General features: G+C 43.2%; 21 protein-coding genes. 9 read left to right on the plus strand and 12 right to left on the minus strand.

Features of this window, described 5'->3' with window-relative positions; translation table 11 throughout:
- Positions 1-69: 69 nt before the first annotated feature.
- Positions 70-636, minus strand: a complete 567-nt coding sequence (locus tag BJP34_RS23975; protein WP_070394513.1) for a DUF4255 domain-containing protein — start codon at positions 634-636, stop codon at positions 70-72.
- Positions 637-827: 191 nt separating this feature from the next.
- Positions 828-3,035: an ATP-binding protein gene (locus BJP34_RS23980; protein WP_070394514.1), complete on the minus strand. Its 2,208-nt coding sequence runs from the start codon at positions 3,033-3,035 to the stop codon at positions 828-830.
- A gap of 635 nt (positions 3,036-3,670) precedes the next feature.
- On the opposite strand from BJP34_RS23980, the gene BJP34_RS23985 reads away from it, so the two are divergent.
- Entirely contained in the window at positions 3,671-4,438 is a 768-nt protein-coding gene (locus BJP34_RS23985; protein ID WP_070396851.1) for a Uma2 family endonuclease, read from the plus strand.
- A gap of 396 nt (positions 4,439-4,834) precedes the next feature.
- Here the strand turns inward: BJP34_RS23985 and BJP34_RS23990 are convergent, their stop codons facing one another.
- On the minus strand, positions 4,835-5,398 hold the full coding sequence (locus BJP34_RS23990; RefSeq protein WP_070396852.1) for a Uma2 family endonuclease: 564 nt from the start codon (positions 5,396-5,398) through the stop codon (positions 4,835-4,837).
- 62 nt (positions 5,399-5,460) lie between these two features.
- Between BJP34_RS23990 and BJP34_RS40760 the strand changes: the two genes are divergently transcribed.
- A complete protein-coding gene (locus tag BJP34_RS40760; RefSeq protein WP_149031149.1) occupies positions 5,461-5,724 on the plus strand; it encodes a hypothetical protein in 264 nt (87 codons plus the stop codon).
- Between the two features lie 206 nt (positions 5,725-5,930).
- Here BJP34_RS40760 and BJP34_RS47770 read toward each other — a convergent pair whose 3' ends face one another.
- The 6 genes from BJP34_RS47770 to BJP34_RS24015 all read right to left on the minus strand — a co-directional run bounded on the left by BJP34_RS47770 (position 5,931) and on the right by BJP34_RS24015 (position 13,920).
- On the minus strand, positions 5,931-6,104 hold the full coding sequence (locus BJP34_RS47770) for a type II toxin-antitoxin system YoeB family toxin (RefSeq protein ID WP_229424000.1): 174 nt from the start codon (positions 6,102-6,104) through the stop codon (positions 5,931-5,933).
- Complete coding sequence (locus tag BJP34_RS24000; protein ID WP_070394515.1) at positions 6,085-6,357, minus strand: type II toxin-antitoxin system Phd/YefM family antitoxin; 273 nt, start codon at positions 6,355-6,357, stop codon at positions 6,085-6,087. The genes BJP34_RS47770 and BJP34_RS24000 overlap by 20 nt, the downstream gene beginning before the upstream one ends.
- A gap of 192 nt (positions 6,358-6,549) precedes the next feature.
- On the minus strand, positions 6,550-8,289 hold the full coding sequence (locus tag BJP34_RS47775) for a DUF4157 domain-containing protein (RefSeq protein ID WP_070394516.1): 1,740 nt from the start codon (positions 8,287-8,289) through the stop codon (positions 6,550-6,552).
- 152 nt (positions 8,290-8,441) lie between these two features.
- A complete protein-coding gene (locus BJP34_RS24010) occupies positions 8,442-9,398 on the minus strand; it encodes a hypothetical protein (protein ID WP_149031150.1) in 957 nt (318 codons plus the stop codon).
- Positions 9,399-9,433: 35 nt separating this feature from the next.
- The gene (locus BJP34_RS49335) at positions 9,434-9,562 is read right to left on the minus strand and encodes a hypothetical protein (RefSeq protein WP_267876354.1); all 129 of its coding nucleotides are present in this window, start codon (positions 9,560-9,562) and stop codon (positions 9,434-9,436) included.
- Positions 9,563-9,624: 62 nt separating this feature from the next.
- Entirely contained in the window at positions 9,625-13,920 is a 4,296-nt protein-coding gene (locus tag BJP34_RS24015; RefSeq protein WP_070394518.1) for a DUF4157 domain-containing protein, read from the minus strand.
- A 441-nt stretch (positions 13,921-14,361) separates the two neighbouring features.
- Between BJP34_RS24015 and BJP34_RS24020 the strand changes: the two genes are divergently transcribed.
- Positions 14,362-14,778: a XisH family protein gene (locus tag BJP34_RS24020; RefSeq protein ID WP_070394519.1), complete on the plus strand. Its 417-nt coding sequence runs from the start codon at positions 14,362-14,364 to the stop codon at positions 14,776-14,778.
- The gene (locus BJP34_RS24025) at positions 14,766-15,101 is read left to right on the plus strand and encodes a XisI protein (RefSeq protein ID WP_070394520.1); all 336 of its coding nucleotides are present in this window, start codon (positions 14,766-14,768) and stop codon (positions 15,099-15,101) included. The genes BJP34_RS24020 and BJP34_RS24025 overlap by 13 nt, the downstream gene beginning before the upstream one ends.
- Positions 15,102-15,526: 425 nt before the next feature.
- Here BJP34_RS24025 and BJP34_RS24030 read toward each other — a convergent pair whose 3' ends face one another.
- A complete protein-coding gene (locus BJP34_RS24030; protein WP_070394521.1) occupies positions 15,527-15,742 on the minus strand; it encodes a hypothetical protein in 216 nt (71 codons plus the stop codon).
- A 363-nt stretch (positions 15,743-16,105) separates the two neighbouring features.
- Here BJP34_RS24030 and BJP34_RS24035 point away from each other — a divergent pair, with 363 nt between their 5' ends.
- Positions 16,106-17,047 (plus strand): cobalamin-binding protein, encoded by a 942-nt coding sequence (locus tag BJP34_RS24035; protein ID WP_070394522.1) that lies wholly within the window; start codon positions 16,106-16,108, stop codon positions 17,045-17,047.
- Between the two features lie 506 nt (positions 17,048-17,553).
- On the opposite strand, the gene BJP34_RS24040 is transcribed toward BJP34_RS24035, so the two are convergent.
- Positions 17,554-18,000, minus strand: coding sequence for a SitI3 family protein (locus BJP34_RS24040; protein ID WP_070394523.1), 447 nt, complete (start codon positions 17,998-18,000; stop codon positions 17,554-17,556).
- A 26-nt stretch (positions 18,001-18,026) separates the two neighbouring features.
- Positions 18,027-18,470, minus strand: a complete 444-nt coding sequence (locus BJP34_RS24045) for a hypothetical protein (RefSeq protein WP_070394524.1) — start codon at positions 18,468-18,470, stop codon at positions 18,027-18,029.
- 566 nt (positions 18,471-19,036) lie between these two features.
- Between BJP34_RS24045 and BJP34_RS24050 the strand changes: the two genes are divergently transcribed.
- The 4 genes from BJP34_RS24050 (at position 19,037) to BJP34_RS44310 (ending at position 22,299) form a co-directional block, all read left to right on the plus strand.
- Complete coding sequence (locus BJP34_RS24050; RefSeq protein ID WP_070394525.1) at positions 19,037-19,252, plus strand: hypothetical protein; 216 nt, start codon at positions 19,037-19,039, stop codon at positions 19,250-19,252.
- A gap of 1,531 nt (positions 19,253-20,783) precedes the next feature.
- Positions 20,784-20,954: a hypothetical protein gene (locus BJP34_RS44305; RefSeq protein WP_158517432.1), complete on the plus strand. Its 171-nt coding sequence runs from the start codon at positions 20,784-20,786 to the stop codon at positions 20,952-20,954.
- A gap of 184 nt (positions 20,955-21,138) precedes the next feature.
- Complete coding sequence (locus BJP34_RS24055) at positions 21,139-22,107, plus strand: hypothetical protein (RefSeq protein ID WP_070394526.1); 969 nt, start codon at positions 21,139-21,141, stop codon at positions 22,105-22,107.
- A gap of 27 nt (positions 22,108-22,134) precedes the next feature.
- Positions 22,135-22,299 (plus strand): hypothetical protein, encoded by a 165-nt coding sequence (locus tag BJP34_RS44310; protein WP_158517433.1) that lies wholly within the window; start codon positions 22,135-22,137, stop codon positions 22,297-22,299.
- Position 22,300 lies beyond the last annotated feature (1 nt).

Genomic DNA, 22,300 nt, shown 5'->3' on the forward strand with positions numbered 1-22,300 from the left:
TCAACTATCTTGGTTATGGCTAATGGCTAATGGCTAATGGTAAATAGTCAACCAATTCCCAATCCGCAATTACCCAATCCTGATATCTGTTACCAAGGTTCCTGCCTCAACTGGATCATCGACTTCCACAGCCATAGTAAGGGTGTAGTTCAATGCTGGTCTGGGCTTTCCTCCCATTGCTTGCCAGAATTCACCCAAACTCTGTAGGTTGCTCTGACTCAGACTAACTGTCCTGATCGGAGGTTCCATCCCCATGAGGCTTCCCTGTAATACAGCCGCTGGAATTATACGATGACGCAGTAGCACTTTCATTACCTCCCCCAGCCATTGGTGCTCTTCTTGCTCTGGTCTTTGACCATTACCTGTAAGAGCGGACCAAGCGGTGATTAGGTAAGAGCAATCCACTCGCACTGGATTACGCCTTTTGGTTGCCCTACCGTTACTGCGTTCTGTTGACCAGGTGGTGTTGCGTAACTCCAGATTCTCACGCACATCGTAAAGAAAAAGATTAATCGCTGGTTTGACACTAAAATCCTTGTCAGGTGTGGCAAAGCTAATCGTAACTGACGAGATTAGCTCAGGAGGTAGTTCGCCCTTGAGCAATTCCTCCAACGTTCTATCCAGGTCATGAATCATCTCATTTCCTCACTCTTAGCCCAGGTCGCCAAATCATCGGCAAACTGGCTGAGGTCAATCGGCAATTTTAGTTGCCAAGTACCCACTTTAGTCTGCAAACTGTCCCTTAAATCTTCTCCGTAACAACAATACACACAACTTAAACGTGCTTAGTGAATTGTTTGCACAGTTATTTGAGTTATTACGAATCATCACATTAGGCCAGCATACTGACCAAAATCACCCTCTATTAACACTTTTCCCATCTTCTGATACTCTCGCCGGACTGCACGCAGCAGGTGATTCATCTTGACAATTCCACCATCATCTGCTGCTATAAAAGCAGCAGCCAGAGCAATATTACGAATATTGCCCCCAGCAATCTCGCAGTTACGGGCGATAAAATCTAAATCCAGTTCCTCCGAGCGAGGTACAGGACTAGGCCAGATTTGCTCCCAGATCCGGCGGCGGTCTTTGAGATTAGGAAAAGGAAACTCAATAATAAAACGTAATCGGCGGACAAAGGCATCGTCCATATTAGTGCGGAGGTTGGTGGTCAAAATCGCCACTCCTTCGTACTCCTCCATCTTTTGCAGGAGATAGCCAACCTCAATATTGGCGTAGCGGTCATGGGCACTGCTAATTTCAGAGCGCTTGCCAAAAAGCGAATCTGCCTCATCAAACAGGAGAATGGCGTTGGCATTGGCAGCAGCTGTAAAAATGCGATTGAGGTTTTTTTCTGTCTCCCCGATATACTTACTGACTACTTGGGATAGGTCAATCTTATAGAGGTCAAGCTCTAATTCGTGGGCAATAATTTCCGCTGCCATGGTTTTACCAGTCCCTGGTGGGCCAGAAAACATCACATTCAGTCCTCTGCCCAGGGAAAGCTTGCTCTGGAAGTCCCACTCTTCCCACACCAGCTGTCGATATTTGGCTTGATTACAAATTTCCTGCAACTGAGCCTTTTGATTAACTGGCAGGACAATATCATCCCAGCTGTACTTAGGCTGAATCTGACGTGCCAATGAACCTAGTTGATGACCAGATTGGGCACGGGCTGCTGCAAATAGTTCCGACAAGGTGGGTTTTTGAAGGGATTGTGGAGTGTGGGGAGTGTGGGAGGTGGGGGGAGTGTTTTGGGCAATTCGCCAACGGGCTCGATTACAGGCATCGATCACGGCATCAGTAATTTGCTCGGAATTGAGGCGGAAGCGATCGCATAAAGCATCTAGCTGTGGTCTGTCTAGGGAAATACCAGCTGCGGTTAGTTGATTCTGCCAACACCAGCGACGAACAGTAAACTCAGGGATGGGAAAAGGAACAGTAACCATTCCCATTGCGATAGTTTTCTCTGGCCTCCAGGGTTTTTCACCAGCGAGGATGGTAATTCCTTGATGGTCTGCTATGATTCTTAGCAGAGATAGATATTGACTGGAATTCTCGGAACTTTCTATAGTTTGTTGTAGCGTTTCTAGTCCTTCTAGGTAAAGCAAAGCCTTCTGAAACCAGGCTTGACGATAAGCTAGTTTCAGGGTTAGCTCCAACTCAGCTTTGGCTTCTACAACCCGAGTTAAATTTACGGTTAGCAATGGTGCTTCCACAGCCCTGGCCAGAGCTTGGGCGGCACGGTGTTTACCACTAGTATCTGCACCCTCAAAATACAGTGCCAGGGGTTTGCTTGCTTGCCAATCTTCGACAACCAGTGTTAATAAAGCCTGCTTTACTTCCTGATCCAAGGGCAAGTCTTCCAGGGAAATAGTCGGCTCAAGTAAGGTCGAGAAGGGTTGTAGTCGCTGATCTAATCCTGTTTCTCCCAACAGAAGAGCCAGGACGAGCCCATCCAGTTTAAGATTGTGAGCCAGCAGAGTAGGCTGGAGCTGATTAGGGTCCGAGACCAGGTGTAGTAGACCATGACGTAGGAGAGGAGCTTCTGGGGTAAAGTGACTACGGCGCGCCAGTTTCGCTTCCCCAGTCGGACAGAGCAAATTGAGGACGAGATCCACAGTGGGTCGTTTACACCGGATATCGTCTTGGAGATAGGTGTATATTCGTTCATAGCGCCGGTCTAGTTCCGGGGCGAGTGCGATCGCAATAATATCGACATCAAAAGCAGAGAGGGCAAAGGTTTCTTGCAGCCATGCTAGAGATGAGCCTGCCAGGATAGCATCAGAGGGTAACTCCTGTGATGTTTCTGTATCTACCTGCAATACTGGTGTTCCTGGTGGATGAGTCAGCAACTGTTCCACTTCTTCCTGGTCAACTTGCATCCCCCGATAGGGATTAGTTGCAGCCATGGAACCATAGGTAACTTGGGCAGCGGCTAAAGCTCGTTCTAGCAGTCCGTCTAAGCGCTGTAACAGCAGAAAGAGTTGCTGAAATTGGGGGTTGGGAGGGAATACCTGGGTTTGGTTAATCATGGATTATAGCAAGGGAACAGGGAACAGGGAACAGGGAACAGGGAGCAGGGAGCAGGGAGCAGGGAGCAGAGAGCAGGGAGCAGGGAGCAGCTAGTAGGGTAGGGTGGGCAAATTATGAAAGTTTGGGAATTGGATAGCGTGATCTAGTCCATTTGCCCACCCGACAAGAGCGATCACACTAAAAAAAAGCTATACTGGCTCAGCTATTGCTTTAATCTGCTAGTAGGGTAGGGTGGGCAAATTATGAAAGTTTGGGAATTGGATAGCGTGATCTAGTCCATTTGCCCACCCGACAAGAGCGTACGCACTAAAAAAAAGCTATACTGGCTCAGCTATTGCTTTAATCTGCTAGTAGGGTAGGGTGGGCAAATAATGAGAGTTTGGCAATTGGATAGCGTGATCTAGTCCATTTGCCCACCCGACAAGAGCGTACGCACTTTGGCAAAACCAAGGGTTAGCGCGAATCCACGAGTAGGGGCGCACCAACGTAGACCCAATCATCAATATAAAATCTAAAATCGAAGTTATAGCAATCCGTGTAGGAATTGTGGGAATTTTATTCCCTGTTCCCAGATCCGCTGTTCCCTACTCCCTATTCCCTACTCCCTATTCCCTACTCCCTACTCCCTTTGCTGATGTATCAACAAACCGATCCACCCCGACCCCCGAAAGAAATCCTACCGACAATGTACGATCTACCTAGCGAGGAAAAGGAGGATTCAGGATTGCCAGATCAATACCATATATGGCAAGCAGACTTACTGGAAAAAACGTTTTTCCCCCCCAATTATCCTAGAAACCAAATTCTCGTTGCTAGCGATCTGAATATTTACTACAATCTGAAACATCCTACTTGGTATAAACGTCCCGATTGGTTTGCTGTCTTGGGAGTGGATCGTTTGTACGAACAAAGAGAATCCCGGTTGAGTTACGTGATCTGGCAGGAAGGAGTAGCTCCTTTTATTGCCATCGAATTCCTTTCTCCAAGTACACAGAAAGAAGACTTAGGAGAAGTTAGGCCACAAGCCAACCAACCCCCAACTAAATGGGAAGTTTACGAACGGATGCTACGGATTCCCTATTACGTAGTCTTCGATGGTAATAGCAATAAACTACGCTTGTTTGAGTTAGTGCGCAATAGCTATCGGGAAGTGATTCTCAACCGTGACAAATTCTGGCTTCCAGAAATAGAATTAGGTTTAGGATTGTGGTCAGGAAACTATCAAGAGTTAAACCGACTTTGGTTGCGTTGGTACGATGCAGCCGGAAATTGGATTCCTACACCGGTTGAGAAAGAAAGACAGCTAGTTGAACAAGAACGTCAACGAGCTGAACGAGAACATCAACGAGCTGAACGTCTAGCAGCTCAATTGCGAGCAATGGGTGTAGAGCCAGAAGATTGAAGGGTGCATCTCATATTGGTAAATCTATAACTAAAAGAAGTGTGGGGAGGGTGGAGAGAGGGGGAGATAGGGAGATTAGGAGATGGGGGAGATTTTTATTCAGGGTAAATGTTATAAAATGATATTAGCTTTCTATTGCCGAAGAGTGTTTTTGAAAAAGTAGGGTAGGGTGGGCAAATAACGAGAGTTTGGCAATTAGATCAAATATCATGCCCATTTGCCCACCAGACAAGAGCGTACGCACTAACATTAAAAACTCTTCGGAGCTGTTTCCTACTGTTTCCTGTTCCCTGTTCCCTGTTCCCTTTTAGCATCAATCCTATGTTCATAACTCAAATAAAAATGCTATAGCCCACCCTACAAAATCTAAAATAAAAATGCTATAGGACTCCATAGTTACAGTAATAACCAGGCAAATAAATCCTTAACTGTAAGATTAAGCTCACTCACAAAAGATGGTACAGGAAGTAATATATCGGGTTGATAAAATACCTCAATTTCTTGTTTAGAATGGTAAACAAACACAGTTTTTTCCTCTGGGTCAATCAACCAACCGATCTGGGTTCCATGCTTGAGGCAATGAAGACTAGTTTTGGTTACTTTTGTGTGACTTTGGTCTGGAGATAAGATTTCAATAGTCCAATCTGGAGTCAGGTTAAATACATTGGCAATTTCTCCATTATCATCACAGGGAATTCGGTTCCAAAGAAATACTGAAATGTCACGTATTATTGAGCGACCGCCAAAGGTACAACGTAATTCAGGAAAAGCGCAAGCAATTTTTTGAGGTTTTACCAAACTATTGATTGCGGGTATTAGTTCTCCTTGAAGACGACTATGTTTTCCTTGAGCCATGGGCTTGGGAATAATTTTTCCATCAAGGTACTCACTAGCAGGCTTTGTTTCCGGTAGTTTCAGAAACTCCTCCAATGTCAGTATTTTAGGTTGTGCTTGTACCATTTCAGGGTTGTCTCCAATTTTGCCAGGTAGGGGTAGGGTGGGCAAATTTTGAGAATTTGATCATGTCATCAGCTCTGATGCCCATTTGCCCACCAAACAAAATCAGGCGATCGCACTCTAAGAGTTTTGTAGAATGGGCATCTTGCCCGTTCGAGATCTGGCCCTTGCGGGCAGGATGCCCACTCTACTCCTATTCATTACTTGGTTCAGCAACGCCAAAAATTCTACTTGATTTTTCATTTCTTCTGCTGATGAGCGTGGCAATTATCCTTAAAATACGCCGATTTGATTACCAATGGAATAGTAATAGGGAACAGGTAGGGTAGGGTGGGCAAATTCTGAGAGCTTGGCAATTTTATCAGTTATCATGCCCATTTGCCCACCCGACAAGAGCGATTGGCCGTAGGCCACGCGGGGCGCGTTCGCACTAAAATCAATTAAATTGATCGTAATGACCACCTATTGCAAAAATATAAACATATTTATCATCAAATTTGTAAATAAGGCGATCGTTTTGAGAAATCCTTCTTGATCACAACCCCGATAAATTATGTTTTAACGGTTCAGGTTTTCCCATGCCTTTAGCGGGATCGTCTCTCAGCATTTCTTTGATGAGTTTACAAAGGTTTTTATGAAGTTTTTTGTCTTTTTGCCTAAGTTCTTCGTAAATTTCCCAAGTTTTGCCCTCAAATACTAAGTATCTCATCTAGTTCTTCCTGATTGGGAGAGTAGCCTTGATTTTGGGTATGAGTAGCTATAGAATGGTTAATCTGTTCCATTAAATTGCTATTTTGTAAAACCAACAAGGTTTCTTGTTGTTGTTCCCAATCTTCGGCACTAACAATAATAAAGTCTCCCTCATTGGGATCGGTTATTTTGAGGGGAGTATGTTGATTGATAACTTGTTTAATAAAGTCTTTGATGTTAGTCTTAAATTGGTTGATAGGGATAGAATTCACTTTTTTTTCCTTATTGTTATTAAGTTAAACAGGTTAAGATTTCCTTGACTTGCTCTACAATTTTAACCGATAAACCAATTAACAACAGCGTAGTAGTGCATTTGTAGACCTGGTAGGGTGGGCAAATTCTGAGAGTTTGGCAATTTAATCAGGAATCATACCCATTTGCCCACTCTACAAGAGCGATCGTACTTATCTTAGTTGTGCTAGCATACTACCTCTCCATTTCTCTATAGAATTGATAGTGTTTTGGTCAACTTTGTAATTTTTGTTATCGCTGATCTGCTCATCGTAAGTGCGCCTTTTTTTAATAACAACTTCATCCTTGTCATTCACATCTACTTCTAAGCCGGTTTGTTGTAGCCATGTAGTCATTGTGCGGTCATTTGGTTTCCACCCTGCAGTCAATTTACGCTTTCTAGCCATTCTTTTGATATTTCTATTCACTTCTTCTAGATGTTCTTTGACTTTTTTCTGATTTTCGTTGAAGAGATCTTCTTGTTGATCTCGCCACTCCTGTTCTGCTAATCTCTTAGCTTCTGCACTCTCTTCTGCTGCTTTACTTGCAGCTTCTACTTCATCATCACTCAAGGATTTGGTACTGCTGGGATCGTCAAAATTTATACTAGGATAAATAGATTCAGCGACATAGGGGATGTTGGCATGTCCAGTCCAATTTCCTTTCTTATCAAGGATGTGCCCGGCACTCTTCTGTGCTGTAATATCTACCAATGCATAATTGCCTGTACTGAGTTTTATGGCAACGTCAGGTCTAGTTCCTTTGAGAAGAGTAGTATTTTGAGTTTCAAATTCAGAACCCAAGGCTTTTATTCCCACATTTGCTTTTCCTTCAATCACGTAACCGGCTGCCGTCGAGGGATGAATAACTTTCTTTCCTTCATCATATTCTTGCTTGCGCCTAAAATAAACTAGTTTCTGGGCTTCCGATGCACCATCATAATTACCTGTTTTAAATTCATTAAACGCTTTTTCTACTTCATCATCTACTTTTTTAGCTTTGTCTTTTCCTTCCTTTTCGTCAGAAGTGTAAGCTGATTCTGCTTTAGCCTTTGGAGGCTTAAAAGTAACAATTGCTCGTTGTATTACACCCTGATGAAATCCTTGGCTTTCTGCTTGTCGCTGTACTGTACTACCAGTTTGCTGCACCACATGAGTCAATTCATGAGCTATCAATTCCTGCCCTCCTCGACTCCCAGGGTTATATTCCCCCTGCCGAAAGAAGATATCTTTACCTGTGGTAAAAGCACGAGCCTGAATGGATTGATTCAACTGGTCAGATTGAGTATCACTGTGAACCCTGACTCCACTAAAATCTGCCCCAAAGGACTGTTCCATTGGTTTCCGGATACTTTCGGCGATGGGCATCCCCGACCCCTTTGCCTGTTGGATTGAGCTTTCCAACTCTGGGGTAGCTGCCATCCCACCTTCAACAGACATTAGCTGCACCATTGGCTTCCTCATCAGTTCATCTTGCTGACCTTGAGCTTGAATTGAGTCTGGTTGAGTGGTGTGACTAGTAACTGGTGCGTTAATTTGTCTTACTACTTCCGATGCTACTCGGTCGGCTTCAAGCTCATACTTATCCCCAGCTTCACCAATAGTAAGCTTCGCCTGTACCAAATTCCCCTGCTGCCAATGGCCCATTAGCTCATGGGAAAGTCCCCTAAACATTGGCATTCGCTGGATTGACTGCCCACTAACAGGGGAGACACTATTCAACAGAGGATCTTGGGTTCGATGAACTTGTCCAGATAAGTCTGGCTGGGATTTAATTAGATTACCCAGTGCTCGGTTGCCGATTATCCCTTGCAGTTCGTCCATTGGGTGGATAGTTGGCTTTCTACTTGCTAATACTTGAGACTGATCTCGAGCTAGTGTCTTTTCGGTTTGGCTTTGTCGTAGATTACCCATGAGCTTGACATTATCTTAAATAGTCGGCGAAAGTTACAGTCTAATTATCCTATAGCTTTTGATCCCAAATCCTCCCTAGAGATGAGCCTTCCAGGATAGCATCAGAGGGTAACTCTGGAGAGAGATAATGAGGTGAACAATAAAATTCCCTTTCACCTGGATGAGCAAGTCGATCTTGAAATTGATTTAATAGTTGGGAGGTCAAGTATGTAATGTAACTCTACACCAAAACCTTTACTAAGAAACTGGCATTCTACATAGGCAGGACTATCAACTCCTAGAGCACCTTCAAAAGCAGCGAAAACTTCATACTGATTTATACCTGCTGTTCGCCAGAGTTGTAGCATTAACCTTGTTCCAGGGTTTGGGACTAGCAATCCGATTTTGACTACTCCAGTAGCAGATAACCAAACTGAGAGAACTAAACCCACCTGACTAGATTTTAGTATCGCCACCAATGCCTGATCTGGTAGTGAAGGAACGCCCAGAGCTGAAAACCCTTCCAGTGCGAGGAATAACTGTTGTTCAATCTGGTCACCGGGCAGCGGCAACCAAAGTTCTGTGTAGGGGTTACCTACTCCGATGGAGCGCCCTAAGCCAGAGCAGGTTTCAAGTTTGTGTCGGCTAGCCCAAGATGTTAACTGCTGCTTGGCTTGACTAACTTCAACCCCAGCAAGAGCTTGGGACAAGGGAATATTAACTGGGAAGTACCAGCCTGTGTTCGTAGTTTCTTCTGTCCTCGAAATCCAAACCCCCAAGCGAGCGGGCTTGATTTTTTCTTCTGCTGCACTGATGCGCTCTAGTTCACTTTCTGAAGTACCAACTTCTATTAGGTATTCACTGAGCTGGGGAATCATACTGTCAGGATTACCAGAGACTAGCCAGGTTAGCTGACCCTGGTTGATAGTAAAAGAAATACCAAATTCATTGGCTGCTTCACCAGTGAAAGTGCCTAGGGACAACATTCTATTAAGCCATTGGCTCATTTCCCCTACTGCGGCTGACTGCCCTCCCAGCAGTAGTGACGATGCCATTTGCATCCTGAAACAGGTAGCAGTGATGTCATGAGCCAATGCCCATTCACTAGTGTGTTCTCGATTACTTTCCACTCAAAGTTGTAAATCTATCACTCAGGGAACAGGAGTTATGTTTTAGCCTTCAATGGTCGTATTTGTGCAAAAGCAATGCAGCGAGGTCTTGGGGAGGCAGTGCCGACCTGCGGGGCTTTCCCCCAAGACCGCACTGCTATGGTTCCCCTCATGAGCGACTGCATCAAGACACAGAGATGCACTCGAGCAAGCAGGGTGTGGCATCTGGATCTTTCTCAAGTGAGAATTATACAGTAATAGAGCTGCTTACCCAGGCCTCTCTCCTAGGTTTATTTGCTGCGATTTTTATACATTTATCTACAGCAAGTTTCACTATTTTGTCCAAATCTAGACTCCAATCTTGCTTTTTAAAAGCCTCGTTATTACTTATAGTACCACGTACTATTTGCTTCCATTGAGTTCTTGTTTGTGACTGCATAGTTGGCGTTGGCAGATTAGAAAATTGATTGACTGAGAGCATAGCAATATCTAGGGCAATTCTATTTAAGAATAACTCCCTCGGAGGTTCTTTTGGTTCAGTAACAGTTCCTGGGGCTGCCCAAGCTGACTTTATTGTACTAACGATAGGGTTCACTATCCTTCTTTCAAAGACTTGATCATAAAATTGGTCGTATAAAATGGTGATCGTGGCGTTCTGCAAAGATTGAGGGTTAGAGTTGTAACTGCTCCATTCAGTAAGTGCCTCAAGATAGAACCCTGCTGGTAGACCATCCTCGTACTTCAACAAGCCTTGTTCAAAATCAATATTGTTAACATCAGCACCTCCGAGTAGGAACGTGTCGGTCAAATCTTTCCCAACCGGACTCAAGATGTCTCTTGGCCCTCGATCTTCAATCAGGTCAGCAGTATTCTCTTCAGTAGCTACATCTCTTATAGGTGTTAATCTGACTCCAAGTAATTTTCCTAATTCGTCGAATCCTGCCGTTGTGCCACTTTTCGCAACACCCATTATATATTGATTAATCGTATCTGCTGGTAGTGAGCGAAGTTTTTCTTTGGTCTCTTCTTTCACCTGTTGCCATGCATCACTAATACTACTGCTTTGAAGTAGCCGATCCACCGCATTGACCGGAAAATTGAAAACTGTTGACCCGATTTCAGTTACATAGTTGGCGAATATATCCATTCCTGGCTTGCCAAAAATCTTGGCGAATATATTGGATCCTTGGGAATAAAGTTCCTCCATACCCAAGCTTTTGATGCTCAAAGTAAGATTGCCTAAGGCTCCATCTACACTAGCTGTCAGCATATTAACAAATGTCTCACGAAGAGCCTTTTGATGAGAATAAGCCTGACCCTGGTTACTCCAATCTATTCCTGCACTAACAAGATTGGAAATCATTGCACTCACAGCTGACCAGAGCATAGCGAAGGCTGGGGGAGCTGATAATCCGCCAGTGAAAACTAAACCTATGGTTGCCAACAGCGTCCCGACAAGGGTATTCACAATTCCCTTGAATCTGGCATTGTACTTGTCTCGTAGCTGGCTGAAGGCTGTTTCTTCATCCACTAAAGTTTGTTCAGCAGCTACCGTGGACTTTACTTGTTCCTGGAGTAATTTCATTTTTTGTTCAGGTGTTTGCTGATCTGAGGAAGTCTCAATGTCAGCTAACCCACTACGAAAATGTTTCAGATACTCACCTTGGGCTGCTTTGTAAATTAATGACCTGGTACTGAAATAACTCCATTGTTTCCCAGTTGCTAAGAGCTGAGCTGTTTCTAGATTGCCGATTGCCTTGCTTCGTTGTGCCAAGTATTGAGCAGCTAGCTGTCCATTCTCAACTCCCATTACCTCTGCTGCTAGCTCTTGGAATTCTGGAACCTTCGGTGCTTCTTCGGCCAGACGATTTAGAAGTATTCGCTCAATTTCAATTCGCTGGGCTGTTTTCAGCGTATCCCTAAAACTTAGCTGTTCAGCACCTCTTTCTCGTTCAAATAGTCCAAGTTTTTCATCAAAGAACTCTTCCTTAATCTTGAGAAGGAAGTTATCGCGGAATTTTAAGTACCCTTTTGGTGATAACCTGGACATATGTGACTCTGTTTGTAAATCCTTAAAGTTCGACCACTGTTCCAACAACTCCTTGCCAGAAAGCGCTTCGACAGCAAACTTGATAGTTTCAATGTTGGTTCGGCTCTTACCTCCATAGTTCTTGGCTACCCACATCAGGTCGCCTACTGTTAATTCCTGCTTGCCAGTCAGGGCATCTTGTATCCTACGGAGATATTCTTGTCCCTTGATGGGAGACCTTAACCTTAGTTTGTCTTTCACTTCTACGTAAATATGACTCATAAACCATTTGTATTCACTTTTATTCGCTGCTTGTTGAGCGCTGAAAATTAGAGTAAATACAGTATTCACATCTGGTAGAAACTTCTCCAATTCTTTGTTGAGGAGTTGAACCCAGTAATCTGGCTGATCACTTTTGTCTTCTACTTGCTGGAAATGGGCTGTCAGGTGTTCAAATTTGTCATCTTTTAATTTTAATTTAATCAACAGACGAGCAATTTTGCCATATTCTAATCCAGCCTCATTTAATTGAGTTTCAAATTTGCTTAGGCATTGGTTCTCAACGCTTTTCATGATATCCTCGTCTGTGAAACCAGCTGGTCTACCCAGTGGTACGGATTTCCTTGCGTAGTGAATTACTATAGCTTTTTGTGGGTCTTCTAATCTGGATAGCAAATTTTCGATCTGCTCGGCAATGTCATCTTTACGCCTAAACTGTCCCGATGGACCTCGCTTTGCCTGACGGGTCAAGATAGCGTCTATTTGCTGTAATAGTGCGGCATCTTGAACATTTTCACCCTCTGGTACCTGTATAAATTCAGGTTGTTTCATTAATGTGAGTATGTAGTCAATATCTGCTGGCTTAAATTTCTGTTCAAGTGCTTTACGGAATTCGCTTTCAGGATTGTTGATAATCTCCTCTATTACTGATTGATCTCGATTGATTACCCACTGGTGTAACCTATCAAATATTTTGGGTTTTCTTTCTTTACGAATTGATGCCTCAACGAACCCTCGATCCGGTAATGTTGAGATAATCTCAATCAATTTTTGATTGTAAACATTTTCCTTAATCTCAGTATGTAAACTTCTCATTGATAATTCACCTGGGTCTGGCTCAATGCCCTTTATTGCCAGATCTGTTATGAGTTTATAAGTTAATTTATTTCCAAATTTTTTGGTGATTTTATTGACGATTGAAGAATCACTTAAAACATCATCTAATTCAGCAAATGTGAACTTGTCAACCAATTTTCTAAAGTCGTTGTAATCGCCACTACCTAAACCGAAAGTAAAGGTAATTCCAGTTAAATCACCAAGTGCCATTTTGACTTGAGATTTAGGTGAAGCTTGACCTCTGTATAGAATATCAATGAGGTATTCAGATCTATCCTGTCCTGATGAACGATGATTTTTGCCAAATTTTTGTCGGATACCTGCTGCTATCTCTTCTCGATCTTGTGGATTTATACCTCCCTGAAGTAACTGACCAATCCTATTAAAATCATCAATATTGTTGGATGCGTTCTTCAATAGCACTTTTAACTGATGAGCACGCTCCTCAGGAGATAGGGTAAAAACTCTCAAGGCTTCTTCTTGTGCACCTTTTGAGCCAGGACTGACACTTGAGTCGTAAAGCTGAGAATTGAACTTACCTCTTTGAATTCTTCCAGTAGGTGCAGCACTAACTTTTGAAGAGGAACTACTTTCTGGTTGAGCTTGCAGTTTACCTATACCTCCTGCCTGTTGCACTATGTGAGTCAACTCATGGGCAATCAACCTCTGTCCTACCTGACTCCCAGGGTTATATTCTCCCTGCCGAAAGAAGATATCTTGTCCGGTAGTAAAAGCCCGTGCTTGAATTGAGCGATTGAGCTGGTCAGATTGAGCATCGGTGTGTATCCTAACTCTACTAAAATCAGCTCCAAACGCCCGATCCATGGGTTCCTTAATCTTCTTTGATAGGGGAACTCCCGAACCCCTTGCCCGTTGAATTGATGCTTCTAGGTCTGGTGCAGCTACCATTCCACCGTCACCAGGTTCAAGTTGCACTATGGGCTGTCTCCTCAACTGATCTTTATCTTCCTCTTCCTCTTCCTTGGTTTGGATCGAATCATCCAGAGCTTTCTGAATGGGAACTGGTGCGTTAATCCGGTTCACTACTTCCGATGCTACTCGGTCAGCTTCAAGCTCATACTTGTCCCCAGCTTCACCAATAGTCAGCTTCGCCTGCACCAAATTCCCCCTTAACTCATGGGAAAGTCCCCTAAACATTGGCATTCGCTGGATTGGTTGCCCACTAACAGGGGAAACACTTCTCAGTAGAGGATCTATTGAACGATGAACTTGTCCAGATTTGTCTGGCTGGGATTTAATTAGATTACCCAGTGCTCGGTTGCCGATTATCCCTTGCAGTTCGTCCATTGGATGGATAGTTGGCTTCTTACTTCCAGATACAAGAGACTGATCTCGAGCTTGTGTCTTTTTGGTTTGGCTTTGTCGTAGATTACCCATGAGCTTGACTAAATCTTAAATAGTCGGCAAACGTCACATCATCATGATATAGCCGAATGGCACTGATGGGGTTCCCGACCTGAGCGACTGCATCAAAAACAGTATCAGAAAACTACTTTGGCACTCAAGGGGTGACAACAAAGCTCAAAGCTAGGCAGGTGTTAGGTTTTAGGTTTTAGGTTTTGGGAAAATTACAGCGACTCGTGTTGTTGTATTTCCCAGCAGTTGAAGCAATTTTCACCAATCCAACTGCATAGATAGTTTTAATCAACTACTACGCCATGACGATGTTCACGCTTCACCTAACCCCTAAAACCTAACCCCTGTAAGATTTTCAATTAGCTTGTCACCCCGTGAGACTTTGGCAAGGGGTTTACTATTAGCGATCGCACTGGAATCTAAATTCTTCTATGATTGTAAGTAAACTAGAAAAAAATAACAATGGCAGCCAAAGATAAATTTCATGCTGCGGTTAGAATCGCCCTAGAAAAGGAGCAGTGGAAGATTACTGATGATCCGTTGCGACTGGAAGTAGGCGGAACCAAGTTTGAAATTGATTTAGGTGCGGAGCAACTGTTAGCAGCAGAGCGAGGCCAAGAAAAAATTGCAGTAGAGATTAAAACCTTTTTGAGTGAGTCGCCACTGACAGCTTACCATGCTGCCTTAGGACAGTTTTTGAATTATCGGCTTGCCTTAGAAATCAATGATCCAACTCGGATTCTATATTTAGCCGTGCCTGTGATTGCTTATCAAGCTTTTTTTAAGCGAGAATTTGCACAAATTTCAGTAGAGAGATATCAGATTAAACAAATCATTTATGACCCGAGTCAAGAGGTAATTGTAAAATGGATAACCTAGAGTCTTATCGCCAGAGCATTCAGTCGTTGTTGACGGATTATGCTGCCATTCCCATCGCCAATGGAGTGATTGATTGCTACACGGTTTTTGATACCAAACAAGACCACTACATGGTAATGACTGTGGGATGGGATGGCTATCGGCGGGTATATGGTTGCGTTTTACACTTGGATATTAAGAAGGGAAAGATTTGGATTGAACAAAATATGACGGAAATGAAAATAGGCCAAAAACTTGTGGATAAAGGGGTAGCGAAGGACGATATTGTGCTGGGGTTTCAAGCACCAGAATTTCGGCAATATACGGACTATGGAGTGGGTTAATTAAGCAGTCAGCTATCAGCTATCAGCTAATTCTTATGTAGGGTGTGTTAGCGGTAGCTTCACGCACCGAAAATTAGCCTATAGTGAATGCGATCGCGTAACGCACCGAAAATTAGCCTATAGTGTTAGCAATAGCGTAACGCACCGAAAATTAGCCTATAGTGAATGCGATCGCTTTTTCAAATGTAGGGTGTGTTAGCGGTAGCTTCACGCACCGAAAATTAGCCTATAGTGTTAGCAATAGCGTAACGCACCGAAAATTAGATGTGGCGGTGCGTTACATTTCATGCTTCGCACCCTACTTTGCCCACCTGACAAGAGCCAATGCGCTACGCGCACGCTACGCGAACAGCTATCAGTAGGGTAGGGTGGGCAAATATTGAAAGTTTGGCAATTTAATTAGGAATCATCGACCTTTGCCCACCCTACAAAAGCCTACTAATTTCGAGGATAGATTCATCGCCTTGGCGTATGGCTCGTCCATAAGCCAGCACCTCCTCAAATGCCGGTTCATCTTTAAAAGTTCCTGTAATTTGTTGTAGCCAATTCATCGGCTGGGGGGTCGAAACTTGCTTCTGTAACTGCGCGATCGCAGCCTCTATGGCTGTTAGCCTTTCCTCTAGGGAAGTGTTGATTGTCATTTTTTCGTTAATAAGTTTATCCTTATGTTATTATTCAATATAACATAAGGATAAACTTATTTGTTAGTTGTTTTTCCTCAAACCAATCTACAATATCGGCGTAAACACTTGTTTTTTTATGCCATTAATTGTACTATTAACTCGTTTATTTTGAGTAATGTAAATAGATGATGTGTTATATTTCATGCTATAGATGGTGCGTTACATTTTATGCTATAGATGGTGCGTTACATTTCATGCTTCGCACCCTACAAGAGATGCATTCGCTCCCTACTCCCTACTCCCTACTCCCTACTCCCTGTTCCCTGTTCCCTGTTCCCTATTATTGACTATTGATATCCTGAACTTATCAACATCTAAACTATGCTTTCACAAAACCTGAAAATTGTTACTCTGCTCCCCAGTGCCACGGAAATTGTCGCCGCTTTAGGATTAGCTGATGCCATTGTGGGGCGATCCCATGAATGCGACTATCCCGCAACTATCAAAAATCGACCTGTCTGCACCGAGGCCCAAATCAATAGCGATAAACCTAGTGCCCAGATTGATGATGATATAAACAATCTGGTAAAACGTGCCTTGAGTATTTACCAAGTAAAAACTGATGTTTTAGAACAACTGCAACCAACCCACATTGTTACTCAAGATCAATGTGATGTCTGTGCTGTAAACTTCGATGTGGTGGAGAAAGCAGTTGCCAACCTTACTAATAGCCAGCCTCAGATAATTTCCTTGCAGCCAAACTTGCTAACTGAAGTTTGGGCAGATATTGAGCGAGTTGCTGTCATCCTGGGAGTAGAGTCACAATCTCTACTGAAACAATTACAGTCTCGTGTCGAAACCTGTAAGCAAAAGACACAGGAAATGTCGGAAAATCACCGCCCTACTGTTGCTTGCATCGAGTGGACTGATCCGCTCATGGCTGCTGGTAACTGGATTCCTGAATTAGTCACTATTGCAGGTGGTAATCCTCTGTTTGGGGCTTTAGGGAAACATTCCCCTTATCTGGAATGGGATGCTTTAGTCAAAGCTGATCCAGACGTAATTATTGTAATGCCTTGCGGCTTTGATTTGGAACGCACAACACAAGAAACCCAACAGATGGCTCACCATTCCCAGTGGTCAAGTTTGCAAGCCGTACGCCAGGGTAAGGTTTTTGTTACTGATGGTAATGCGTATTTCAATCGTCCAGGACCAAGACTAGTCGATTCAGTAGAAATGATAGCGGAAATTTTGCATCCAGACCTGTTCACCTTTGGTTATCAAGGCACTGGCTGGGAACGGTTTGATATCATGTCCGGATAATTAGTTATCAAAAACCATTACCTTTGAAACCTTACTCCTTTACTTCTGCCTTCTGCCTTCTGCCTTCTGCCTTCTGCCTTCGATACACTTTTATTATCGGTATTAAACCGGATTTGATATGAGGTAGGAAATGCTTAAGAAACTTATCCTGGAAAATTGGAAAAGCTTCCGTTATGCAGAACTCCGTCAGCTGTCAGCCGTCAGCTGTCAGCCGTCAGGATAATCCTTAAAATAAACTTCAAATGGGAGAATTTAATGGTTATCGATACCTCGATTATCTGCGTTTACCTGGAAGTGCGATGCTCCTTTGGAGCCGCTACGCGAACGCATTTTGTAGGGTGGGCATTGCCTGTTTCCCACTCCCCTACCTGCACGAATTAACCAAAGCAATGCCCACCAACCGCCGATAGAAGATAGTGCGATGCTCCTTTGGAGCCGCTACGCGAACGCATTTTGTAGGGTGAGCATTGCCTCCAAAAAGCCAAACTACCCACAGTTAATCTAAATCAGGCAGAACAAGGGAAAACCTGCAACTCATAGGTTAATTTAAACTGGTCTATTTCAGAAATAATACTAGGCTCCAGCATTTCTTCATTTAAGATTAATTTATTTCCCAAGCGCTGCAATACAACAGTTTCATAATTAAATAGCAAAACAGCTTCTCCGACAGTCTGCTGTAGCAAACTTATGGTGGCTCGGATCAGAGTACGCAAGCCCCCTTCATAATCTTGATTGGGATTAATCCGAAAACCAACAACTAAAGTAGGTCGAAAACCAAAGTTTTCCTCAGTAACATCTTGTTCCCATCGATCTTCTACATCAGCATTAATAAGTATTCCTGGTGCTTTTAAGTTGTCTTGTTGCCACTCTAAAGCTAACTTTGTAGCTAATATGTTTAAGGCTTGTTGAGGCTTAAGCTCAGTTACCATCTCTAGGTCGAAATCTAAAGCCATGCTAATCTCTCCTGTCTGTACAATTGCTAGGGTAAAAATGGGATAACCTTACCATTTATTATCATAATAATCTCCTTAAGATTGTCGATTGGTTTTCTGGCTATAATATCCTGTAATTCATCAGGATTTACATTGGTGTCATCAAGATTAAGTACAATTCTCTCTGCTTGTCTTCTCTTGACCTTTCTACTGATACCCTTACGAATTTGGTCTGGGTTGGAAGTGGGTGGGGTGTAATGGTCGAATATTTGCCCCTCAATTTTGTAGTCAGGGTTTTTGCCATTGGGAAGAGTGGGTGGATTCTGTTCTACATCATATCCCATTAAGGCAAGGATTGTGGCAGATTCATTTTCTCGTCTTAGCTGACGTTGCATCTCTCTGCTAGCACGGGAGTTAACCTCAGTTTTCTTACCCCTAGGAGTTGCTCCAGGCAATCCTGATGGGATGGTGCGATTTGGCGCTTCAGTCATTTATTTTTGTTTAAGAAGGTGAACAAAATTAATTACACATTTCCCAAAACTCACAGTACGATCGCGAAGCGTGACCTTCGGTCAATCGCATTTTGTAGGGTGGGCATTGCCTGTTTTTCACTCCCCTACCTGCCCTGGTCACCCTACAATTAATCTTATTAATTTCTAGTTGTTTATAGTTAAGTCCCTGTCGGTGGGCAGTGCCTAGTCAACCTATTTTAAGCTTTACAATTGGTCTTATGCACTGCCCACCCTACGATTAATTATGATTACTTTTTTATAGTTAAGTCTCTGTCGGTGGGCAGTGCCTAGTCAACCTATGCCAAGGTTGACAATTTGTCTTATGCACTGCCCACCCTACGATTAATTATATCAAAAATGTATAAAAATAAAAACTATTTATTATTCCTTATTACCCTTCCCACTACACTTCCGACACTTCCCAAATTATCTGCATATTTCGTAATAAACAAAATTCCTAAACCCCTTGACAAATGATTCACTTTATTAATTTTTTAATTTCTTAATAAATTAATATGATACACAGTTTAAAGGTATAGTTTCCAATGAGCAAAAACATTAATCCGAACTCTGAAAACCCAAGTCGCAAATCTAAGAAAGTCAAGCACATATTGGTCGGTTCTCCTGAGGAGGTTAAGAAGACAATTTATGCCATTTATTCCCTTAAATACGCCTATCCCGACGAGTGGAGCACTCCGGAGCCTACCGGAAAGCCTGGTGAGGTTATGACCTTTTTGATTCGCTATTTTTACGTAGACTAGGATAGGATTTTGCCAGGGTTTTACGCCCTGGCGACAATGAATAGTGAAGGTTGTTTTGTCGTAAGCATATGCGCTACGCGCACGCTACGCGAACAGCGGTCAGCCGTCAGCCGTCAGCCTTGGCCACAAGCCTTTGGCTGATAACTGATAACTGATAGCTGATAGCTGATAGCTGACTAACTCGATCAGAATGTACTAATTGATCAGGAGTTATCTAAATTTGAGTGCAGCTCAGCTGTACTTTTGGAAGCTAATACCATAGAATTCGGTCAAGCATTGGAGTTAACCAGAGCTTGACCGATTTTTTTTTATTGCTATAGTTAGAGGAGTTCTCAATTGTCGGAGTATTTTTGCCAAAGTGAGATGCACCCCTCTAGGTTTTAGGCAATAGGGTTAAAACCATCGTTTGCTAGCCCCAGCTCAAGCAAGGAGGCTGTCAACTGCTTTTCTTATGCCTAAGATTTAATACCATTAGTCTAATGCCTAGACTTTATGTTATAATTTATTCCCTTAAGCAATCCCTCAGTTCATGGGTTATTACGGATTAGCAAATAACTCTAGGTAGCATTCCTGAGGCTAGTATTGATTAATGTTGTTTAGTTTTCAGTGATTAATCGTAGGGTGGGCAGTGCCTACCAACGCGCTTTGCAAGCTTGGTGAATCTGTCCAAAGCACTGCCCACCCACTACATCAACCTGAGTGCTACTCGCTGCTACCATCTAAATCATCCGCCTCAAGACAGATCTGGGAATTGACCTCAACTATATTTAGAGCTGATTTGTAAAGTAAATCTTAAGAAGTCTGAAAGCCTTGCTATGATTGTCTTCTAGGTATTAAATAGTTCAATTGTTCTATTTGAGTGCAAGCCTTATCCTACAAGGATTACAGCGAGTTTACGAATCAGCTCTTAAGTAGGTGGGCATAATTATCCGTAAAATAGCGATTGAGATTTAAAATGCTTAAAAATGCTGAAAACCTCTTTAATAAAGGCTTTCAGATTCATTTTTATAGTTTTAGTTTTAACGTTTCTTTATGCCCACCTACTTAGCGTCTTTAAGAAAAATTCATCAAAAATTTTTAGCTCTGTCAGGATTTTATGAAAAACTCAGGAAAGTTTTAGTACTCATTCATCCGGGATTACACGGAACACTCATTGATCAACCTTACTGCTTACAAATGAGTTATAATTAAATGGTTAATTATCTAGTAACGAGAGAAAATTATAAATGGGTAATTTGCATCCATTGTCTCTTTTTGGCACCGGTTAATTTCCTGTACAAACCCTTAATCTGAGAGCTGGAACCATTGTGATTAATCTACGATTGATCCTACGGTGGGCAGTGCCTAGGCTGTGTATTTTGAGCATTTTTGGGTTCTAATCGTTCATGCCGGGATCGTGAGCAACGCTCTGAGCCTACAATCGATATATCGCAAGCGACCCACGGTCTCGTTACCTTACACAAAAAGTGCATAAACTTTTTCCTCGGGCCCTAGGACAAAGTGAACAGCCTAGGCAGTGCCTACCAAGGCTATGGCAAGCAAAGGAATCTTTATCAAGCACTGCCCACCCTACATGAACTACCAAACCTATGGCAAGCAAAGGAATCTATCGAAAGCACTGCCCACCCTACATGAACTTTTGCCTTTTGCATGCATGGCTCTTGCCTTGGGCGTAGCGCTATACCTCCAAGCCATTCAATGACATGGTCATCAGAAGACATTCAGCCATTAAAATCAAGCGATGCAGCGCGGTCTTGGGGAGCCAGTGCCTTCATGCGGGGGTTCCCCCCATGAGCAACTGGCGTGGTTTCCCCCACTCGCGCTTTGCATGGCTGACAAGGTTGGGAGTAAACAAAGCTACTTTTAAACTATACTCTTCCAGACTTATGTTGCCATTTACTAACGTTTTAGGTCACAGGGACTCTAATTGGTTTTCCTACGTCGCTTATGGGTTAGGGATTCGGTCAGTGCTACCGATTCCGGAGTTTGTGCCCGCAGAGGATAAGAGCGATGTCACTATCACTATCGATCAGGTGCGTTCTGTGTTTGACTATGTACCCCAGGAGGTAATCGAGCAGCCCTTAGCACTTCAAGTAGAAAAGAAGGAAGCGGTCGTCTATGTCAAGGAGGCAGGTGTGTTTTTGGTGCAAGGGGGATGCAAGATTGTCGTCATTCCAGCACCGGATGTGGATGAGTTAAAGCTGCGACTGGCGTTGGTGGGTACCGTAATGGCGATTTTGCTGCAACAGCGGAGCCCGTTAGTACTTCATGCTAGTGCGGTAGAAATAGATGGCAAAGCTGTTTTGTTCTTGGGCAACTCTGGTGAGGGAAAGTCAACGATTGCTGCAGCATTGCAGGCCCAGGGATATGCAGTGGTTGCCGATGATATAGCTCCAGTGAGCTGGGAGGAGGGCAAAGCTATGCTTGCGCCTGGATTTCCTCAAATTAAGATCAGTCGGGAGGTAGCAGAAGTACTGGGTTATGATTGGGAGTCCCTGTGGCAGTTGCATCCAAAGTTAGAAAAGCGGGGTTTGCGGTTAAGACGAAATTTTCCGCAAAGATCGTTACCGATTAGTCGGATTTATTTATTGGCTTCTGGATCCGAGGTAAAGTGCGAGCCGATGAAAAAGCAAGCAAAACTAATAGCTTTGATGCAGCATTCGGAGTTGATGAAGTTATTTAGTTCTGGGGAGGTGATGCAGTTTGAAAGCTGTGCTAGTCTTGCTCAATCTTGCGAAGTGATTTGTTTACGGCGGCCTCGCAACTTGAGCTTGTTATCAGAGTTAGTAAAGGTCGTGGAAGAAGATGTTCGCGGTTCTTTACTGCTGACAAATAAGGGTTATTTGGCTTGTTGAATTATTCAAAAAAAAGGAGTTAATGAGATGAAACAGGAATGGAATACACCAACGTTGGAAACTTACGGTTCAGTTGAAGAGATGACGCAAGTGGGTGTTAAGGATATCGCGAATGGCGTAGTCGGAGCTGTAAAGATCGGTAAGTTTCTTTTGCCTAAGGGATTTGGTCTATTTGCGAGTCTTCATATTTGAC

This window comes from Moorena producens PAL-8-15-08-1 (assembly GCF_001767235.1).
GTDB classification, from domain to species: domain Bacteria; phylum Cyanobacteriota; class Cyanobacteriia; order Cyanobacteriales; family Coleofasciculaceae; genus Moorena; species Moorena producens_A.

What these genes read in the sequence shown, in the direction of transcription:
- BJP34_RS24035 (WP_070394522.1), top strand. Translation starts at nt 16,106, where the DNA reads ATGCTTTCACAAAACCTGAAAATTGTTACTCTGCTCCCCAGTGCCACG.
- BJP34_RS47770 (WP_229424000.1), bottom strand. Translation starts at nt 6,104, where the DNA reads ATGAGATACTTAGTATTTGAGGGCAAAACTTGGGAAATTTACGAAGAA.
- BJP34_RS44305 (WP_158517432.1), top strand. Translation starts at nt 20,784, where the DNA reads ATGGCAAGCAAAGGAATCTTTATCAAGCACTGCCCACCCTACATGAAC.
- BJP34_RS23980 (WP_070394514.1), bottom strand. Translation starts at nt 3,035, where the DNA reads ATGATTAACCAAACCCAGGTATTCCCTCCCAACCCCCAATTTCAGCAA.
- BJP34_RS44310 (WP_158517433.1), top strand. Translation starts at nt 22,135, where the DNA reads ATGAAACAGGAATGGAATACACCAACGTTGGAAACTTACGGTTCAGTT.
- BJP34_RS24040 (WP_070394523.1), bottom strand. Translation starts at nt 18,000, where the DNA reads ATGGCTTTAGATTTCGACCTAGAGATGGTAACTGAGCTTAAGCCTCAA.
- BJP34_RS24045 (WP_070394524.1), bottom strand. Translation starts at nt 18,470, where the DNA reads ATGACTGAAGCGCCAAATCGCACCATCCCATCAGGATTGCCTGGAGCA.
- BJP34_RS24025 (WP_070394520.1), top strand. Translation starts at nt 14,766, where the DNA reads ATGGATAACCTAGAGTCTTATCGCCAGAGCATTCAGTCGTTGTTGACG.
- BJP34_RS47775 (WP_070394516.1), bottom strand. Translation starts at nt 8,289, where the DNA reads ATGGGTAATCTACGACAAAGCCAAACCGAAAAGACACTAGCTCGAGAT.
- BJP34_RS24030 (WP_070394521.1), bottom strand. Translation starts at nt 15,742, where the DNA reads ATGACAATCAACACTTCCCTAGAGGAAAGGCTAACAGCCATAGAGGCT.
- BJP34_RS23990 (WP_070396852.1), bottom strand. Translation starts at nt 5,398, where the DNA reads ATGGTACAAGCACAACCTAAAATACTGACATTGGAGGAGTTTCTGAAA.
- BJP34_RS23975 (WP_070394513.1), bottom strand. Translation starts at nt 636, where the DNA reads ATGATTCATGACCTGGATAGAACGTTGGAGGAATTGCTCAAGGGCGAA.
- BJP34_RS24050 (WP_070394525.1), top strand. Translation starts at nt 19,037, where the DNA reads ATGAGCAAAAACATTAATCCGAACTCTGAAAACCCAAGTCGCAAATCT.
- BJP34_RS24055 (WP_070394526.1), top strand. Translation starts at nt 21,139, where the DNA reads ATGTTGCCATTTACTAACGTTTTAGGTCACAGGGACTCTAATTGGTTT.
- BJP34_RS40760 (WP_149031149.1), top strand. Translation starts at nt 5,461, where the DNA reads ATGTCATCAGCTCTGATGCCCATTTGCCCACCAAACAAAATCAGGCGA.
- BJP34_RS23985 (WP_070396851.1), top strand. Translation starts at nt 3,671, where the DNA reads ATGTATCAACAAACCGATCCACCCCGACCCCCGAAAGAAATCCTACCG.
- BJP34_RS24020 (WP_070394519.1), top strand. Translation starts at nt 14,362, where the DNA reads ATGGCAGCCAAAGATAAATTTCATGCTGCGGTTAGAATCGCCCTAGAA.
- BJP34_RS24015 (WP_070394518.1), bottom strand. Translation starts at nt 13,920, where the DNA reads ATGGGTAATCTACGACAAAGCCAAACCAAAAAGACACAAGCTCGAGAT.
- BJP34_RS49335 (WP_267876354.1), bottom strand. Translation starts at nt 9,562, where the DNA reads ATGCAGTCGCTCATGAGGGGAACCATAGCAGTGCGGTCTTGGGGGAAA.